Source organism: Serratia oryzae (assembly GCF_001976145.1).
Taxonomy (GTDB): domain Bacteria; phylum Pseudomonadota; class Gammaproteobacteria; order Enterobacterales; family Enterobacteriaceae; genus Chania; species Chania oryzae.
The window spans coordinates 267466-284932 of record NZ_MOXD01000004.1 but is presented as its reverse complement, the minus strand read 5'-3'; the positions used below and the strand labels follow the sequence as shown (position 1 = coordinate 284932).

Here is a 17467-nt window from a genome sequence, read left to right as displayed (position 1 = left end):
TGAGTGACCTATTCTGCGGCCTGCAAGCGAGCAGGCCCGCGATGGTAGTTAACGAACGGCACCATTCAACCAAAATGGCGCATGGGATAAAGCCTGCTTGCGGCAGCCTTCATACCAACCCTGACGGCGCTCCGCGACCGCCAGTTGCAGCTCGCGCCAGCTGTCAATATAGGGCGCGGATTCGCTGTCCGGGTAGGCACCGGAAAGCAGCATGAAAGCCAGCACCTGACGCGTCAAACGCGGCAACTGCTCCTGATATTCATCTTCATTCAGAGTGCGCGTAAAGGCTTCTTTCAGATCGGCAGCGCAGCGCCCCAGCATGATATCGCTGAAACGCTTGAATGAGCCGTCCAGCTTAGCCTGTGACTTGGCATCAATAAATGGCCGCCATGCGCCGGTCATCAGCCATGATGTGAGCGCCAACTTACATTGCAGGTACTCTGCGCTGTAGCACAGCACCTGGGGCTCGGTGGTTTTATCCTCCAGCAACGGCTCCAGCGCCGTCAGGCGGGCGCGCAGATCGGCACTGGCCTTGCGCGGCACCAGGCCGCCAAAAATCACCAATGCCTGCCGAATCAAGGCGATCGCTTCCATGACCGCACGGCGTGCCTGTTTATCGCCGCGCAGCCACAGTTCTTCGTGATACTGCCAATGGCTCAGCGCCAGCTCAAAGGCCGCCACCATGCCCTGTTCAACCGTGGATTTGGCGGCCGGTTTCAGCACCGCCAACGGGCGACGCTCACGTTCGGCATTGCCCTGCGCCAGATGATAGCCCCGCGCGGCTTTACTTAGGCTGCCTTGGCGCAGCCCACCCTGTTCCGCTAAGGCCGTTGCCAAAGCCAGCAGATCGCGGGCTTCGCCCTGCTTCAGTTCCAGTTCAACTTCACACAGCGTTTCCCTCAGTTCCCCTGCGCTAACCTCACCCTGATCAAACGCAATCTCAATCTCGCTCTCACCGTAAGTGACCACCCACTTCTCACGCACAAAGTCGGTACGGAACAGCGGCTGCAGCGCCTTTTGCAATGGGGCCAGCTTGCAGCCTTCCGGCCAGATGTCTGCCGGGAACTTTTTCAAGGCCAACACCGGCTTGCTGATGGCAACGTTGTACTCTGGCCGCTGGTGCAGGCCACCCACCACCGAACCTGCAGTTTTGATGGTCATTTCATAGCTGTCGTCGAAACCACGGATACGCAGGCCCATATCATGGCTACGCAGGAAATTGTCGGCGGTTTCGAAGTAAATATTGGTCAACTTCTGCGGTGCAGAATGCTGATGCGGCCAAGCGGCCAGCCGTGCGGGAAGGCCAGCGATCGCTTCAGGGGAAACAATAAACTTCAGTTCTATTTCAACGCTCATCATTCTTTTACACCAATAGGTTAGGCACTACCGTGAGGCTTCACGGTGGCGGAGTCAGCCGGCCACGAACACACAATGGTGAGTATCTTACCGCGATTCCCACCGGCTTGACTCTGCCGACTGTAGAAAAAACCTGTTAGGCTATAAAATGCCACGCAACGCACGGAATCCGTGATACTAAGAGTGTTCTCATTCCGGTTTTGGCGTTGCGCCATCAGACTGAACGCTCTACTATCGTTCCATTAATTCACCTAGAAACGATTAACTCATGCAGAAATTACGCCTGATTTGCCTTGCCGTGCTGAGCTTCAGCATCACTTGGGGCGCACATGCCGAAGATAAGCGCTATATCTCCGATGAATTAAACACTTATGTCCACAGCGGCCCTGGTACGCAATATCGTATTGTAGGGACTTTGAACGCCGGTGAAGAAGTGACGCTGCTGAGCGTGAACGAAAACAACAGCTATGGTCAGATCCGTGACTCGAAAGGGCGCACCGTGTGGATCCAACTGGATCAGTTGAGCCAGACGCCAAGCCTGCGAACTCAGGTGCCGGAACTGGAGCAGCAGGTGAAAACCCTGACCGATAAATTAGCCAATATCGATAACAGCTGGAATCAGCGCACCGCCGAAATGCAGCAAAAAGTGGCCGCCAGCGACAGCACCATCAATGGTCTGCGGCAGGAAAACCAGGATCTGAAAAATCAGCTGGTTGTCGCCCAGAAGAAGGTGAACGCGGTTAATCTGCAACTCGACGACAAACAGCGCACGATTATTCTGCAATGGTTCCTGTACGGCGGCGGCGTTGCCGGTGCTGGCCTGTTGCTTGGTCTGCTGCTTCCGCGCCTGGTTCCGCGCCGTAAAAATAATCGCTGGATGAACTGATCTCATTCTCAGCCAGCTCAGGCGCCTGCGGGCGCCATTTTTATTGGCCTCAGCATCTGCCCGCCAATTGATGTAATCTGATAAAACCAGCCATCCAATATATTCAGGAGTTAAACCGTGAAGATTTACCTGGTCGGCGGTGCCGTCCGCGACAATCTGCTCAATATACCGGTGGTCGATCGCGACTGGGTGGTGGTCGGCGCAACGCCTGACGATCTACTGGCACGCGGCTACCAGCAGGTGGGTAAAGACTTCCCGGTATTTCTCAACCCAGAAACCCATGAAGAGTATGCATTGGCGCGCACAGAGCGCAAATCCGGCCAGGGCTATACCGGTTTTACCTGCTATGCCGCGCCGGACGTGACGCTGGAAGACGATCTGCTGCGACGCGATCTCACCATCAACGCCATAGCGCAGGCTGCCGATGGCGCATTGATCGACCCTTACCACGGCCAGGCCGATCTTACAGCACGGGTGTTACGCCACGTTTCCGCGGCCTTTGGCGAAGACCCTCTGCGCGTACTGCGCGTGGCGCGCTTCGCCGCCCGCTTTGCCCATTTGGGCTTTAGCGTGGCACCAGAAACCAGCGCACTGATGCGGCAGATGGCAGAGAGCGGCGAGTTGGCGGCACTGACGGCCGAGCGCGTGTGGAAAGAAACCGAGAAAGCGCTGCAAAGCCAAAGCCCACAGGTTTACTTCCAGGTACTGCGTGACTGTGGTGCACTGCAGGTGCTGTTCCCAGAAATCGACGCGCTGTTTGGCGTGCCTGCGCCTGAGAAATGGCACCCGGAGATCGATACCGGTGTGCATACGCTGATGACGCTGGCCATTGCCACGCAGCTCAGCCCTGAAGTGGATATCCGCTTTGCTGCCCTGTGCCACGATCTCGGTAAGGGCAAGACGCCGCCAGAACTGTGGCCTCATCACTATGGCCACGGGCCAGCCGGGGTGAAACTGGTCGAAGCACTGTGCAAGCGGCTGCGCGTGCCCAATCCCGTGCGCGAGTTGGCCAAGCTGGTGGCTGAATACCACGATCTGATCCACACGGTGAATAAACTGCGCCCAGAAACCCTGCTAAAGCTGTTTGATGCCATTGACGTGTGGCGCAAGCCGCAGCGGCTGGAACAGATGATCCTCTCCAGTGAGGCCGATGCCCGTGGCCGTGCCGGTTTTGAAAACAACCCTTATCCACAAGGGGATTATCTGCGCCAGGCGTATCAGATAGCCAACACTGTCTCGGTTAAAGAGGTGGTTGACAGCGGCCTGCAAGGCTTGGCGATCCGCGATGAGGTCAAACGCCGCCGCCAGCAGGCACTGGCAGAATGGAAAAAAACGCAGGAACCCCAGGCCTAAGCCGGTTAGTCCCTTCCTCTTTCCTATTTTCGGGCAAGAGGAAGGGGGTGACTCAGAAGCCTTCCTGCACCAATAAGTCACGGCTGATTTCCGCGATACTTTTCGCCCCGGTCAGCGTCATCGCTACACACATCTCTTTTCTGATCAGATCGAGCAGGTTTTCCACCCCCGCCTGGCCTGCGGTCGCCAACGCATAAAGATACGCGCGCCCTAACAGCACGCTGTCGGCCCCGAGCGCAATCATCCGCACCACGTCCAACCCGCTGCGCACCCCGCTGTCTGCCAGGATCGTGATATCCCCCTTTACCGCGTCGGCAATACTCGGCAGCGCACGGGCAGAAGAGAGCACGCCATCCAGTTGGCGGCCACCGTGGTTGGAAACCACGATGCCATCGGCACCAAAACGCACGGCATCCCGCGCATCATCAGCGTCGAGAATGCCCTTAATCACCATCGGCCCCTGCCAGAAGTCGCGGATCCACTCCAGATCGCTCCACGAAATCGAAGGATCAAAGTTGGCCCCCAGCCAGCCGATATAATCCTCCAAGCCGGTGGGTTTACCGAGATACGCTGAGATATTCCCCAAGTCGTGCGGGCGCCCGTTCAGGCCAACGTCCCATGCCCAGGCGGGATGGGTTACCGCTTGCCAATAGCGCCGCAGTGCGGCGTGCGGGCCGCTCATGCCGGAATGCGCATCGCGGTAGCGAGCGCCGGGTGTCGGCATATCCACGGTAAAGACCAACGTGGTACAGCCGGCGGCTTTCGCGCGCTCCAAGGCATTGCGCATGAATCCGCGATCTTTCAGCACATACAGTTGAAACCACATCGGGCGCTTGATCGCCGACGTCACTTCTTCGATGGGGCACACCGAGACGGTAGAAAGCGTAAAAGGAATGCCGTTTCGCTCTGCGGCCCGCGCGGCCTGCACCTCGCCACGGCGCGCATACATGCCGCACAACCCAACCGGGCCAAGGGCCACGGGCATCGATAGCGTTTCGTTAAACAGTTTGGTTTCCAGGCTGAGTGCCGACATGTTTTTCAACACCCGCTGCCTCAACGCGACCTGAGCCAGATCTTCCACGTTGCGCCGCAGAGTGTGCTCGGCGTAAGCGCCGCCATCAATATAGTGAAACAGAAAAGGTGGCAGTTTACGTTGTGCCGCAGCGCGGTAGTCGCTGGCTGCTGAGATAATCATGGAGCGATCTCCCTTATTTATTACAGTGAATTTTCGTCCGGCAGGCGGGTAATGCGCGCCAACCTTGCCTCATCTTCATGCAGGCCTTTAATGGTGGAATGCACAAACCCTAGGTGGGATTTTGCCGCTCTGCCAGCCCGTTCAGGATCCCCAGCCAGAATAGCCTGCAACATTTCCTCATGCTGTTGTGTAAGCCGCGCAAAGATGGTCGGCACGGTATACATGCGCTGGCGGCTATGCATGACGGAAGACTGCATTAAATCGAAAAAACCACGCATGGTTTGCAGCAACACCACGTTATGGGAAGCTTCGGCAATCGCCAGGTGGAAACGTACATCTGCCTGTGCCGCCAGATCAGGGTTATCGCTCTCTTTAAACTCTAACGTGGCGTCAAAACAAGCCTGCAGCTTCTCTTTATCTGCCGCGGTGGCACGCATCGCCGCGTGCCAGGCGGTGCTGGCCTCAATCGCGTGGCGGGCCTCCAGAATGTCGTAGCGATAATCAGGGTCGTCGGCGACCAAGGTTTTCAGTGGTTCTACGATGCATTGTTCCGACCAGGGGGAAAGTTCGTCGCAAACATAGGTGCCACCGCCGCGTCGGCTAATCAGCACCTTTTCGCTAATCAGTTTCTGGATCGCTTCACGCAACGAGGAGCGCGAAACGCCCAACTCGTTGGCCAACTGGCGTTCGGCGGGCAAACGCATGCCCGCTTGCAGTTTACGCTCGTGAATCATTGCCTTAACGTGCTCGACCAGACGATCGGCTAGGCGCGGTGACTGAGATGCGCTCATGGGATCATCCACGTCAGCCAGTAGGCCTGAAGCGTGGTGATCACCCCCACCATACAGGTGAAGATCAGGCTGTGTTTCACCGTAAAGCGGAACAAGTCTGACTCTTTCCCCACCAGGCCAACGGCTGCGCAGGCAATGGCAATAGACTGCGGCGAAATCATTTTCCCGGTGACGCCGCCGGTGGTGTTAGCCGCCACCAATAACACATCCGAAACGCCAATCTGCTGCGCGGTGGTCGCTTGCAGGGCGGCGAACAGTGCGTTGGACGAAGTATCGGAGCCGGTTAGAAAAACGCCCAGCCAGCCAAGGAACGGCGAGAAAAAGGTGAAGGCCTTGCCAGTATGCGCCAATGCCAACGCCAGCGTTGCCGACAGGCCGGAATAGTTAGAAATAAAAGCAAACGCCAGCACCATGCCAATGGAATAGATCGGCAGCATCAAGGCGGTTAACGTTTCGGCAAATGTGATGATTGCATCTTTGGGCTTCATCCGCAGATAAATCACCGAGGCAACTGCCGCAACCATAATCGCGGTACCGGTGGCCGAGAACCAGTCAAGCTTGAACACCGCGGCATAAGGCGTGATCTCTGCCACCACCGGCGGCATTTTCGCTACCAGCTTATCCAAGAATGGCACCGGGAAATTGAATACCCAGTCTTGCAATGCTCCGCCTTTAGCAAACAACGCTTTAAACGGCGGGATGCTCCACAGGGTGACGGTGGCGGTCAGGAAAATAAACGGCATCCAGGCGCGAACAATCTGCCCTAGCGTGTAGCTGTGCTGCGTCAGCGTTGGCTCAGTAACCGGACCTTCAGCGTTCTCAAAACGGAAGATGCGTTTAGGCTGCCAGACACGCAGAAACAGCGTCAGGCACACCAGTGAAACCAGCGAAGAGATGATGTCCGGCAGTTCCGGCCCCAGAAAGTTGGAGCTGAGATACTGCGCCATGGCAAAGCTGCCCCCAGCCACCACCACTGCTGGCCAGGTTTCCTTGATGCCACGCCAGCCGTCCATTATCGCCATGATCCAGAACAACACGATGATCGTCAAAAAGGGCAATTGACGCCCAACCATCTGGCCGATTTCGAAGCTGTCTAACCCGGTGACCTGACCCGCCACGATAATCGGGATCCCCATCGCGCCGAAAGCCACCGGCGCAGTGTTGACGATCAGGCAAAGCCCCGCCGCATACAGCGGGTTGAACCCCAACCCAACCAGCAGCGCAGCGGTGATCGCAACCGGCGCGCCAAACCCGGCCGCCCCTTCCAGAAAGGCGCCAAAGCAGAAACCCACGATCAGCATCTGTAAACGTTGATCGGGCGTGATCGAAAGAATCGAAGAACGAATGATGTCAAACTGCCCGGTCTTGACCGAGATTTTGTAGACAAACACCGCCGCAATAATGATCCAGGCAATCGGCCATAAACCATAGAAAAAGCCATACACCACTGCGGCGATCGCACGTTCTGCCGGCATCTGGTAAAGAAACAGCGCCACCAGCAGGGCAATCCCCACGGTGAATGTGGCAGCAATGTGCCCCTTAAGTTTGAGTTTTATCAGAGCAAAAAAGAAAAACAGAATAGGCAGCGCCGCGATCAGGCTCGACAGCCAGATATTACTCATAGGATCATAAACTTGTTGCCAGGCTTGCATGCAAATATCTCCAGCGATTGTTCGCATTTCTTCCCCACCGAATTGGTCCTACCAATAAGGTGGGGTAATCTATTTGATATGCGATAGTTAATTCACTGTTAAAAATATGCAATGACTCTGTTTTTATTTTTGGCTGTTCTGTGTGAGAGATTCACATTTTTTATCGATTGGTAGGACCAAATAGCGAGGGGAGGGAGAAATTTGTGAATAGTGGGCAAAGCCCACTATTGAAGAAGAGAATGAATTGCTGGTGTTTACATAAACACCATGTACACCACCGCCGCAACGATAAAACGATAAATGGCGAACGGCACAAACGAAATACGTTTGATAAGCTGCAGGAAGGTTTTAATCGCGATCAACGCAACAACGAAGGCGGTAATAAAACCGACGGCGAACATCGGCAGATCGCCCAGCGTCAGGAAATGCAGGCTCTTGTAGAGATCCAGCGCGCTGGCCCCCATCATCATCGGCACCGCCAGGATGAAGGAAAACTCGGACGCCGCATAACGGCTCACGCCCACCAGCATACCGCCGGAAATGGTGGCTCCCGAACGGGAGAAACCTGGCCACAGCGCCAGACACTGGAAGCAGCCGATGGCAAATGCCTGGCGGTAAGTGATGTCATCCAGCCCCACTGCCGGAGGATTCTTCGGTTTCAACCATTCAGCCACCAGCAGCAGCACGCCGCCGACGATCAACGCATACATCACGTTTTTCGGTGCAAACAGCGATTTAATCACGTCGTGGAACACCAGCCCCAGCACTACCGCCGGGATCATCGCCAACAGAATATGGCCCAGCTTCAAACGCCCGGCCGTTTTCCCCTCATGCTCCACCGGCTTACCGCCGAAATGAATGCCGATCAGGCCAAACAGGCGGCGCCAGAACACCACCACCACCGCCAGAATCGACCCCAGTTGAATGATCACTTCAAAAGTTTTGGCCGTGTCACCGGTAAACCCCAACCATTCACCGACGATGATCATATGCCCGGTGGAGGAAACCGGCAAAAATTCGGTTAACCCTTCAACCACCCCAAGAATAAACGCAACAAACAGTGAATGCATGTCAGCCATGATCCTGCCTTACCCCATGTCAAATTTAAGGCTATATCCCCCATCGCCTGCAAGCTGCACAGCCAGCCATTGCAAAATCAAGGGGATAAACGTAAAAAAGCGGCAATGCTCAAATACAGTGCCGCTCAAACCCATATTCATTATTGCCCAGAATAACCCTTCTGAGTTGCATCTGAATGACAATCAGGCACCGCGCGTGCCACGCTCGATGATCACGCCAACCCGGCTGGCCTGTGCAACCGCTCCCGGCTTGCTGACCTTAATACGGACCCACGGGGATTTAAAGCGTTGCAGTAAAATTTCGGATACCTCCTCTGCCACGCGCTCCACCAGCGCAAAACGCTGCGACTGCACGTGCTGAATGATCGCATCGCTGACATCGGCATAGCTCAGGCAGTGGTCCACATCGTCACTGGTTGCAGCCTGGCGGTTATCCCAGCCCATTTCGATATCGAACACCAGTTTCTGCTGAATGGTTTGTTCCCAGTCATAAACGCCAATGGTGGTGATTACGGTAAGCTCTTCGATAAATACGATATCCATCACGTCATTCTCAGTTTTTGGCCCTGCTGGATACCACTTCCAGCGGAATATGCGTATTATCCATGGATGTTGCGAGTAAAACGACCATTATTAAACGGAACCGCGTTATGAGTGCTACCGCGCTTGGCATGATTATCTTCGCGTATCTGTGTGGCTCAATTTCCAGCGCGATCCTGGTTTGCCGGATCGCCAGGCTACCGGATCCGCGTGAACATGGATCAGGGAATCCCGGGGCGACCAACGTCTTGCGCATTGGCGGCCGCTTGGCTGCCGCAACGGTACTGGTCTTTGATATTCTGAAAGGAATGTTACCCGTCTGGCTGGCTTATGCGCTCAATGTTCCGCCGCTGTACCTTGGCCTGACGGCGATCGCCGCCTGCCTCGGCCACATTTATCCGGTGTTCTTCCACTTCCGCGGCGGTAAAGGTGTTGCCACTGCGTTCGGGGCTATCGCCCCGATCGGCTGGGATCTCACCGGCCTGATGACCGGTACCTGGCTGTTGACGGTGCTGCTGAGCGGTTACTCCTCGCTGGGGGCAATTGTCAGCGCGCTAATCGCACCATTCTACGTCTGGTGGTTCAAACCGCAGTTTACCTTCCCGGTGGCGATGCTTTCATGCCTGATCCTGATGCGCCATCACGACAACATCCAGCGCCTGTGGCGCGGGCAGGAAGGCAAAATTTGGGGTAAATTCCGCAAGAAGAAACAAGATGCTGCAGAGCAGGAAGAGCATAAAGAAGAATAATTGGGGCCGGAGATTGCCGGCCCTCAGCGTTTATACCGCCGGCAATTCTGCCAACGGCCAACGCGGGCGCACAGAAACGCTCAGCTCTGGATTGGCACCGCTTTTCAGCCGTATCAGCCCCGCATAGGCGATCATCGCACCGTTATCGGTACAAAACTCTGGGCGAGCGTAGAACACCTCCCCAGCGCGTTTTTTCATCATTTCCGCCAATTTAGCGCGCAAGGTACGGTTGGCGCTAACGCCACCGGCCATCACCAGACGTTTAAACCCGGTCTGCTCCAGCGCACGCTTGCATTTAATCGCCAGCGTATCCACCACCGCATCCTCAAACGCGCGCGCGATGTCGGCACGCGTCTGATCGTCGTTACCGTTGGCGCGGATAGTATTGGCGGCAAAGGTCTTCAGCCCGGAGAAACTGAAATCCAGGCCAGGGCGATCGGTCATCGGGCGCGGGAAGGTAAAACGCCCTGCGCTGCCCTGCTGTGCCATGTTAGACAGCATCGGGCCACCGGGATAATCCAGCCCCAGCAGTTTGGCGGTTTTATCGAAAGCCTCACCGGCGGCATCATCAATAGATTCGCCCAATAATTCGTATTCGCCAATGCCGGTAACGCTGATGAGTTGGGTATGCCCACCGGATACCAGCAGCGCCACAAACGGGAACGCCGGAGGATTATCTTCCAGCATCGGGGCCAACAAGTGGCCTTCCATATGGTGCACCGGCACGGCGGGCACGTTCCAGGCAAACGCCAGCGCGCGGCCAATGGTTGCCCCCACCAGCAATGCGCCCACCAGGCCTGGGCCTGCGGTATAGGCCACACCGTCGATATCTGCAGCGCACAGGTTTGCTTCTTTCAGCGCCGCCTGAATCAGCGGCACGGTTTTACGCACGTGATCGCGGGACGCCAGCTCAGGCACCACACCGCCGTAATCGGCGTGCAGCTTCACCTGGCTGTACAGTTGGTTGGCTAATAAACCGGCTTGATCGTCATACACTGCAATTCCGGTTTCATCGCAGGAGGTTTCTATACCCAGTACTCGCATTACATTTCCCATCATTCACGTGCGGCCGCCAGTTTAGCATAATCACAGCCATTTACCGCCATTGTACGCTAGGTTGATGATTCGCCACGGGTGATTAAAAACGAGCAATTCTCCCCGATTCGTCTATAATCGGCGGCCGATGCATAATTGCGCGAGTTTGCCGGAACGCGGCGTGTTTCAATTTGCTATGGTGCTTTACAAAGCAGCATCCATTGAAGTAAAATTCCGCACCATTTTGAAAAGGCTGGCGCTTGGCCAGCAGCAAACCGAATTCTATTGAGGTGAGAGGCACATGCCGGTAATTAAAGTACGTGAAAACGAGCCATTTGACGTTGCTCTGCGTCGTTTCAAGCGTTCCTGCGAAAAAGCAGGTGTTTTAGCTGAAGTTCGTCGTCGTGAGTTCTATGAAAAACCGACTACCGAACGCAAACGCGCTAAAGCTTCTGCTGTAAAACGTCACGCCAAGAAACTGGCTCGCGAAAACGCACGCCGCACTCGTCTGTATTAATCCTTCGGGGGTAACCCCACCGCGTGATTTTTTCTTTTCCAAGAACACGCAGACTGAGTAGTTGCATACGAAGGCCGTGCTTTCCGTAAGGAATGCGCGGCTTGTTCTCGTTTATAAGCAATCGAACAGGGGCTTATGGCTGGACGAATTCCGCGTGTATTTATCAATGACTTGCTGGCGCGTACCGACATCGTCGATCTGATCGACGCCCGGGTCAAGCTCAAGAAGCAAGGTAAGAATTATCACGCGTGCTGTCCGTTCCACCACGAAAAAACGCCTTCATTCACCGTTAATGGCGATAAACAGTTTTATCACTGTTTTGGTTGTGGTGCGCACGGCAACGCCGTCGATTTCCTGATGAATTACGACAGGCTCGAGTTTGTCGAAACCATTGAGGAACTGGCCACCATGCACGGGCTGGAAGTGCCTTACGAAGCAGGCACCGGGCCGACGCAGATTGAACGCCATCAGCGCCAAAGTCTCTACCAACTGATGGAACAGCTTAGCGCGTTCTATCAACAATCACTGCAGCAATCCAGCGGTGCACAGGCGCGTAATTACCTGCAACAGCGCGGGTTGAGTGAGCAGGTTATCCAGCATTTTGCCATCGGTTTTGCACCAGCCGGTTGGGATAATGCGTTAAAACGCTTTGGCCGCGACGCCGACAGCCGCGCCGCATTGAACGATGCCGGAATGTTGGTGACTAACGATCAAGGGCGTACGTACGATCGTTTCCGTGAACGTGTCATGTTCCCAATCCGCGACAAACGCGGGCGGGTGATCGCCTTTGGCGGCCGCGTGTTGGGCGATGGTATGCCGAAATACCTGAACTCGCCGGAAACCGAAGTATTCCACAAGGGCCGCCAGCTGTACGGCCTGTATGAAGCACAGCAGAGCCACCCTACCCTGCAGCGTTTGCTGGTAGTTGAAGGCTATATGGATGTGGTGGCACTGGCGCAATACGGCATCGACTATGCCGTCGCCTCACTGGGAACTTCGACCACGGCTGAACATATTCAGCTTCTGTTCCGTGCCACCGATCACGTTGTCTGCTGTTATGACGGCGACAGAGCCGGTCGCGAAGCGGCCTGGCGTGCGCTGGAAACCGCACTGCCCTATCTCAACGACGGGCGTCAGTTGCGGTTTATGTTTTTGCCTGATGGCGAAGACCCGGACACATTAGTGCGTAAAGAGGGCAAAGAGGCATTCGAACAACGGATGGAGCTGGCACAGCCACTGTCCACTTTCCTGTTCGAAACTTTGATGCCACAGGTTGACCTGAGCAGCCCGGACGGCCGCGCCAAGCTGAGCACGCTGGCGCTACCGCTGATTACTCAAGTACCGGGCGAGACTTTGCGCCTGTATCTGCGCCAGCAGCTCGGCAGCAAGTTGGGCCTGTTGGACGACAGCCAGCTCGACAAATTGATGCCCAAACAGGCTGAAAATGCGAATAATTATCAGGTGCCCCAGCTAAAACGCACAACCATGCGTATACTGATAGGGTTACTGGTACAAAATCCGCGTTTGGCTACACTTATCCCTTCACTGGAAGGATTAGAGCAGACCAAGCAGGCGGGATTACCGCTGTTTATTGAACTGGTACAAACCTGCCTGGCGCAACCCGGCCTGACAACCGGCCAACTGCTTGAGCTGTATCGCGACAACAAATTCAGCCAGCAGCTTGAAACCTTGGCGACCTGGAACCATATGATCGTTGAGGATATGGTCGAGCAGACCTTTTTAGATACGTTGGCCAGCTTGTATGACTCGGTGCTAGAGCAACGGCTGGAAACACTGATCGCCCAAGCCAGAACACACGGCCTGAGCCCTGAAGAACGTGAAGAAGTTCGCTCACTGAATCAGGTGTTAGCGAAAAAAAACTGAATACCAACGGCTTAAGTGCCGATAAATGCGAGGGTTCAACCCTGCAATATGCCGCCATAGTGGGCCGCGGCAACAACTAAAACGCCCCAAATGCTATTGTTGGCGGTTTCGCCGACCGACACCAACCCAAATACTCTGAAGTGTGGATACCGTCTTATGGAGCAAAACCCGCAGTCACAGCTGAAGCTACTTGTCACCCGTGGTAAAGAGCAAGGCTACTTGACCTATGCTGAGGTCAATGACCATCTGCCGGAAGATATCGTCGACTCCGATCAGATCGAAGATATCATCCAGATGATTAATGACATGGGCATCCAGGTGATGGAAGAGGCACCGGACGCCGATGACCTGTTACTTGCTGAAAACTCAAACAACACAGACGAAGACGCCGAAGAAGCCGCTGCTCAGGTGCTCTCTAGCGTTGAATCCGAGATTGGCCGTACCACCGACCCGGTGCGCATGTACATGCGTGAAATGGGTACCGTTGAACTGCTGACGCGCGAAGGCGAAATCGACATCGCCAAACGTATCGAAGACGGTATTAACCAGGTGCAATGCTCCGTGGCCGAGTACCCGGAAGCCATTACCTATCTGCTGGAACAGTACGATCGCGTCGAAGCGGGTGAAGCGCGCCTGTCCGATCTGATCACCGGCTTCGTCGATCCCAACGCGGAAGAGGACATCGCCCCAACCGCGACGCATATCGGTTCCGAATTAACGACCGAAGAGCAGAATGACGACGATGAAGACGAAGACGAGGAAGACGATGCTGAAGACGATAACAGCATCGATCCGGAGCTTGCTCGTCAGAAGTTCGCCGATCTGCGCGATCAGTACGAAGCCACCCGTCTGATGATCAAAAAGAACGGTCGCAGCCACGCCAGCGCAGCAGAAGAGATCCTGAAGCTGTCTGAAGTGTTCAAGCAGTTCCGTCTGGTGCCAAAACAGTTCGACTTCCTGGTCAACAGCATGCGTGCCATGATGGATCGCGTTCGTACCCAAGAACGTCTCATCATGAAGCTGTGCGTTGAACAGTGCAAAATGCCGAAGAAAAACTTCGTCACTCTGTTTGCCGGTAACGAAACCAGCACCACTTGGTTCGAAGCGGCACTGGCAATGGCTAAGCCATGGTCAGAAAAGCTGAAAGATGTCGGTGACGACGTGCAGCGCAGCCTGCAGAAGCTGCGTCAGATCGAAGAAGAGACCGGCCTGACCATTGAGCAGGTGAAAGACATCAACCGCCGTATGTCGATCGGTGAAGCGAAAGCCCGCCGCGCGAAGAAAGAGATGGTTGAAGCTAACCTGCGTCTGGTTATCTCGATCGCCAAGAAGTACACCAACCGTGGTCTGCAGTTCCTGGATCTGATTCAGGAAGGCAACATCGGCCTGATGAAAGCGGTAGATAAATTCGAATACCGTCGTGGTTATAAGTTCTCGACTTATGCCACCTGGTGGATCCGTCAGGCGATCACCCGTTCTATCGCCGATCAGGCACGTACCATCCGTATTCCGGTGCATATGATTGAGACCATCAACAAACTCAACCGTATTTCGCGCCAGATGCTGCAAGAGATGGGCCGTGAACCAACGCCGGAAGAGCTGGCTGAACGTATGCTGATGCCTGAAGACAAAATCCGCAAAGTGCTGAAGATCGCCAAAGAGCCGATCTCCATGGAAACGCCGATCGGTGATGATGAAGATTCACATCTGGGCGATTTCATCGAGGATACCACCCTCGAGCTGCCACTGGATTCTGCCACCTCTGAAAGCCTGCGTTCTGCAACGCACGACGTTCTGGCTGGCCTGACCGCACGTGAAGCGAAAGTGCTGCGTATGCGTTTCGGTATCGATATGAACACTGACCACACGTTGGAAGAAGTGGGCAAACAGTTCGACGTTACCCGTGAACGTATCCGTCAGATCGAAGCCAAAGCGTTGCGTAAACTGCGCCACCCAAGCCGTTCAGAAGTGCTGCGCAGCTTCCTGGATGACTAAGGCTAGCTGACACACATTGAAACCCCGGCCTGCCCGGGGTTTTTTATTGCCTTTATTTCAGCGCCAGAAACAGTTCACGATAACTCACCACCAGTTGCTCCAGCGTGGCACGGTTCAGCCCGCTCGGATTAGGCAGCACCCACACCTGCGTTTTACCGATCATCATCTCCTGACGTCCCCAGGGCACCTGGCGGATACCCAGTGCGCTGCTGAATGCCTGCTTTCCGAGGATCGCCAGCGCCTGCGGCTGGCATTGCAGGATCTTTTCTTTTAATGCCTCCCCCCCGCACGCAACTCATTGCGCGCCAACTCGCTGGCCTCAACCGTTGGACGTTCAACCAGCATGGTTATGCCGCACCCCGTATCCAGAAGATGCCGCTCTTCTTCCGGAGCCAAGAGACGCTCAGTAAAGCCCGCCTGATGGATAACCTTCCAGAAGCGATTGTTGGCATTAGCAAAATGATAGCCATAATGCGCAGTAGAAAGGCCGGGATTGATGCCACAAAAGACAACCCGCAAAGCAGGAGCCAGAATATCCGTGATCATAATATGTTCCGTTAAAGCATTTGGAGTGGTTATCGCAAAATCTGCCTGCAATTACAACAGGCTATAACTGAACATAAAAGCGACATATGATTTGAAGGCAGTAGACCTTCATCATGCGATTACCGTATAATCACGCCGCTTGGCCCCTTAGCTCAGTGGTTAGAGCAGGCGACTCATAATCGCTTGGTCGCTGGTTCAAACCCAGCAGGGGCCACCAAATAAAACAAGGGGTTACGTTAACAGCGTAACCCCTTTAGTTTTTCTAGGATATTTATAGGATATTTTGCATAAGTATCTCTGGGTAACATTATGGCTAAAAAGTAAACCACCATGCCAGTTGATGGTGAGCCTTAGCTGTGAGAACTCACGAAGAACAAACGCTATGCCCCTGCTCATGCAAAAAGCCACCATTAGAAAACACGTCCATTTGCTACTTTGTTTACCGGTATCATGAGCGTAAGCAATCCACCCAAAACGAGTTACAATCTTCAGACCATAAACATTCTGGGGCCTTAAAATGTCAGAAAATGATGAAAAATGTGCACTGTGCCATGAAAGAAAAAAACTATGTTCTTCGCATATTATTCCTAATAGTTTTATAAAAAAGGTTCGAAGAGACTCACCGCAACTAATTGTTGTAACTGCTGATGAGACAACCAAGCCCAGAAGAGACAACGTTGGTGCTAAGGAAAAAATGCTTTGCCACGACTGCGAACAATTATTTAGCTCAAATTTTGAGCAATACGGAATAAGTCTATTAAGGAGAAGTAAAAATATCGTAAAAGGGAATAAAAATATAATCGTTTATAATTATCAACACGATCGTTTTTATTTATATTGCTTGAGTATATTTTGGAGGATGGCTCAATCCAAGCTAGATGAATTTAAAAATGTACTATTTCCTCCCAGGGTATCTGATATCATAAGGAATTGTTTACTCATGAATACACTAGCCATAAATGAAAGGATGGATATAAATGAAATCATGAGAATAAATATCATTAAAATTTATGATCCCTTCAGTGAAAAAAGAACATATTACATCCAAAACATACTATGTCCCTGCCATACAGATTATACAAACAATGAGTATAAAATTTCATTTCTCGCAGAGGGTCTCTTCTACACATTGCGTCTAGATTTAAATAAAAATAATTTCGAAAAAAACAAGAATAAAGGCCTACCGCTTGGAAAAGCACTAAAAATAAAAAAATATGATTACCGAGAGATTACTGAACTGCATTACTCCATAGACTGCGCACTCGATAAAACAAGGAAATACCCTTTCATATAATAGACTTCTAAGATATGCGAACTAACTAAAGTTGATACACTGTTCGATATGCGTATCACCACAAAAAAATACGAATAAATCAGAACAGGTGCTGATTGTACTCACATCAAGATCTGATTTTATCTGGCGTTAAAATATATGATATCAATGTAGTAAAGCTAATCATGAATCATTATAAAAAGGCCGCCTAAGCGACCAGTAATTAGCCAAATAATTAAGGGTTATTTTTATTATCGCCCTTTAGAAGCAGTATCAAATCTTGATTTAGCTGCCCCTTAAATTTAACTACAACCCTTCCACCAGAACCTATCCTGCCTGCTAAATCTCCAAGTTCTTTGGCATATTTATGCTCCCAACCATTTGTAATGGCCCAACTAGTGATTTCATCACCGTGTAGAGGAACTTTCTCTTTATGCAGAAATTTGAATAGTTCTTTTGCGAAACTTTCATCTTGTGGATGGAGTAGTCCTGTTGACAAGTTTATACGAGCGGTTAATTTTTTCAGTGCCACTTCAAGAACATGTTTCATCAGAATTTCCATATAGTTTGCACAAGGTGCTATTACAATCAAATTATCACCACAGTTGTTTGATTA

Annotated in this window: 15 protein-coding genes, 1 tRNA gene and 1 pseudogene; 8 read left to right on the top strand and 9 right to left on the bottom strand. The window is 53.2% G+C overall.

All coding sequences use genetic code 11. The annotated features are described in order from the left end of the window. Positions 1-48: 48 nt before the first annotated feature. Entirely contained in the window at positions 49-1356 is a 1308-nt protein-coding gene (locus BMI79_RS09715) for a CYTH domain-containing protein (protein WP_076942068.1), read from the bottom strand. A gap of 268 nt (positions 1357-1624) precedes the next feature. On the opposite strand from BMI79_RS09715, the gene BMI79_RS09710 reads away from it, so the two are divergent. Beyond that, entirely contained in the window at positions 1625-2242 is a 618-nt protein-coding gene (locus tag BMI79_RS09710; protein WP_076941930.1) for a TIGR04211 family SH3 domain-containing protein, read from the top strand. A gap of 117 nt (positions 2243-2359) precedes the next feature. Next, complete coding sequence (locus BMI79_RS09705) at positions 2360-3595, top strand: multifunctional CCA addition/repair protein (protein ID WP_076941929.1); 1236 nt, start codon at positions 2360-2362, stop codon at positions 3593-3595. A 52-nt stretch (positions 3596-3647) separates the two neighbouring features. Here the strand turns inward: BMI79_RS09705 and lldD are convergent, their stop codons facing one another. The 5 genes from lldD to folB form a co-directional block, all read right to left on the bottom strand. Further along, positions 3648-4790 (bottom strand): FMN-dependent L-lactate dehydrogenase LldD, encoded by a 1143-nt coding sequence (gene lldD / locus BMI79_RS09700; RefSeq protein ID WP_076941928.1) that lies wholly within the window; start codon positions 4788-4790, stop codon positions 3648-3650. 20 nt (positions 4791-4810) lie between these two features. Continuing rightward, positions 4811-5581, bottom strand: a complete 771-nt coding sequence (lldR, locus tag BMI79_RS09695; protein WP_076941927.1) for a transcriptional regulator LldR — start codon at positions 5579-5581, stop codon at positions 4811-4813. Then, positions 5578-7233, bottom strand: a complete 1656-nt coding sequence (gene lldP, locus BMI79_RS09690) for an L-lactate permease (protein ID WP_076941926.1) — start codon at positions 7231-7233, stop codon at positions 5578-5580. The genes lldR and lldP overlap by 4 nt, the downstream gene beginning before the upstream one ends. A gap of 254 nt (positions 7234-7487) precedes the next feature. Further along, on the bottom strand, positions 7488-8312 hold the full coding sequence (gene bacA / locus BMI79_RS09685; RefSeq protein ID WP_076941925.1) for an undecaprenyl-diphosphate phosphatase: 825 nt from the start codon (positions 8310-8312) through the stop codon (positions 7488-7490). A gap of 183 nt (positions 8313-8495) precedes the next feature. Continuing rightward, a complete protein-coding gene (gene folB / locus BMI79_RS09680; protein WP_076941924.1) occupies positions 8496-8855 on the bottom strand; it encodes a bifunctional dihydroneopterin aldolase/7,8-dihydroneopterin epimerase in 360 nt (119 codons plus the stop codon). A gap of 107 nt (positions 8856-8962) precedes the next feature. Here folB and plsY point away from each other — a divergent pair, with 107 nt between their 5' ends. Then, positions 8963-9601 carry a glycerol-3-phosphate 1-O-acyltransferase PlsY gene (gene plsY, locus BMI79_RS09675; RefSeq protein WP_143555410.1) on the top strand — a complete coding sequence of 213 codons (639 nt, stop codon included), beginning with the start codon at positions 8963-8965 and terminating at the stop codon, positions 9599-9601. A gap of 30 nt (positions 9602-9631) precedes the next feature. Here the strand turns inward: plsY and tsaD are convergent, their stop codons facing one another. Next, on the bottom strand, positions 9632-10645 hold the full coding sequence (gene tsaD, locus BMI79_RS09670) for a tRNA (adenosine(37)-N6)-threonylcarbamoyltransferase complex transferase subunit TsaD (protein ID WP_076941922.1): 1014 nt from the start codon (positions 10643-10645) through the stop codon (positions 9632-9634). Positions 10646-10937: 292 nt separating this feature from the next. On the opposite strand from tsaD, the gene rpsU reads away from it, so the two are divergent. From rpsU to rpoD, 3 genes are all read left to right on the top strand, one after another. Then, complete coding sequence (gene rpsU, locus BMI79_RS09665; protein ID WP_001144069.1) at positions 10938-11153, top strand: 30S ribosomal protein S21; 216 nt, start codon at positions 10938-10940, stop codon at positions 11151-11153. A gap of 135 nt (positions 11154-11288) precedes the next feature. Next, positions 11289-13037: a DNA primase gene (gene dnaG / locus BMI79_RS09660; RefSeq protein ID WP_076941921.1), complete on the top strand. Its 1749-nt coding sequence runs from the start codon at positions 11289-11291 to the stop codon at positions 13035-13037. Positions 13038-13193: 156 nt separating this feature from the next. Next, positions 13194-15032, top strand: coding sequence for an RNA polymerase sigma factor RpoD (gene rpoD / locus BMI79_RS09655; protein ID WP_076941920.1), 1839 nt, complete (start codon positions 13194-13196; stop codon positions 15030-15032). Between the two features lie 52 nt (positions 15033-15084). Here rpoD and mug read toward each other — a convergent pair. Continuing rightward, positions 15085-15578, bottom strand: a pseudogene (mug, locus tag BMI79_RS09650) (G/U mismatch-specific DNA glycosylase). Between the two features lie 141 nt (positions 15579-15719). Here mug and BMI79_RS09645 point away from each other — a divergent pair. Next, positions 15720-15795, top strand: a tRNA-Ile gene (locus tag BMI79_RS09645). 300 nt (positions 15796-16095) lie between these two features. Continuing rightward, a complete protein-coding gene (locus tag BMI79_RS09640; RefSeq protein WP_125828765.1) occupies positions 16096-16872 on the top strand; it encodes a hypothetical protein in 777 nt (258 codons plus the stop codon). A gap of 214 nt (positions 16873-17086) precedes the next feature. On the opposite strand, the gene BMI79_RS09635 is transcribed toward BMI79_RS09640, so the two are convergent. Then, positions 17087-17401, bottom strand: a complete 315-nt coding sequence (locus BMI79_RS09635; protein WP_076941918.1) for a DUF1889 family protein — start codon at positions 17399-17401, stop codon at positions 17087-17089. Positions 17402-17467 lie beyond the last annotated feature (66 nt).

What these genes read in the sequence shown, in the direction of transcription:
- BMI79_RS09715 (WP_076942068.1), bottom strand. Translation starts at nt 1,356, where the DNA reads ATGAGCGTTGAAATAGAACTGAAGTTTATTGTTTCCCCTGAAGCGATC.
- BMI79_RS09710 (WP_076941930.1), top strand. Translation starts at nt 1,625, where the DNA reads ATGCAGAAATTACGCCTGATTTGCCTTGCCGTGCTGAGCTTCAGCATC.
- lldD (WP_076941928.1), bottom strand. Translation starts at nt 4,790, where the DNA reads ATGATTATCTCAGCAGCCAGCGACTACCGCGCTGCGGCACAACGTAAA.
- lldR (WP_076941927.1), bottom strand. Translation starts at nt 5,581, where the DNA reads ATGAGCGCATCTCAGTCACCGCGCCTAGCCGATCGTCTGGTCGAGCAC.
- lldP (WP_076941926.1), bottom strand. Translation starts at nt 7,233, where the DNA reads ATGCAAGCCTGGCAACAAGTTTATGATCCTATGAGTAATATCTGGCTG.
- bacA (WP_076941925.1), bottom strand. Translation starts at nt 8,312, where the DNA reads ATGGCTGACATGCATTCACTGTTTGTTGCGTTTATTCTTGGGGTGGTT.
- folB (WP_076941924.1), bottom strand. Translation starts at nt 8,855, where the DNA reads ATGGATATCGTATTTATCGAAGAGCTTACCGTAATCACCACCATTGGC.
- plsY (WP_143555410.1), top strand. Translation starts at nt 8,963, where the DNA reads ATGAGTGCTACCGCGCTTGGCATGATTATCTTCGCGTATCTGTGTGGC.
- tsaD (WP_076941922.1), bottom strand. Translation starts at nt 10,645, where the DNA reads ATGCGAGTACTGGGTATAGAAACCTCCTGCGATGAAACCGGAATTGCA.
- rpsU (WP_001144069.1), top strand. Translation starts at nt 10,938, where the DNA reads ATGCCGGTAATTAAAGTACGTGAAAACGAGCCATTTGACGTTGCTCTG.
- dnaG (WP_076941921.1), top strand. Translation starts at nt 11,289, where the DNA reads ATGGCTGGACGAATTCCGCGTGTATTTATCAATGACTTGCTGGCGCGT.
- rpoD (WP_076941920.1), top strand. Translation starts at nt 13,194, where the DNA reads ATGGAGCAAAACCCGCAGTCACAGCTGAAGCTACTTGTCACCCGTGGT.
- BMI79_RS09640 (WP_125828765.1), top strand. Translation starts at nt 16,096, where the DNA reads ATGTCAGAAAATGATGAAAAATGTGCACTGTGCCATGAAAGAAAAAAA.
- BMI79_RS09635 (WP_076941918.1), bottom strand. Translation starts at nt 17,401, where the DNA reads ATGAAACATGTTCTTGAAGTGGCACTGAAAAAATTAACCGCTCGTATA.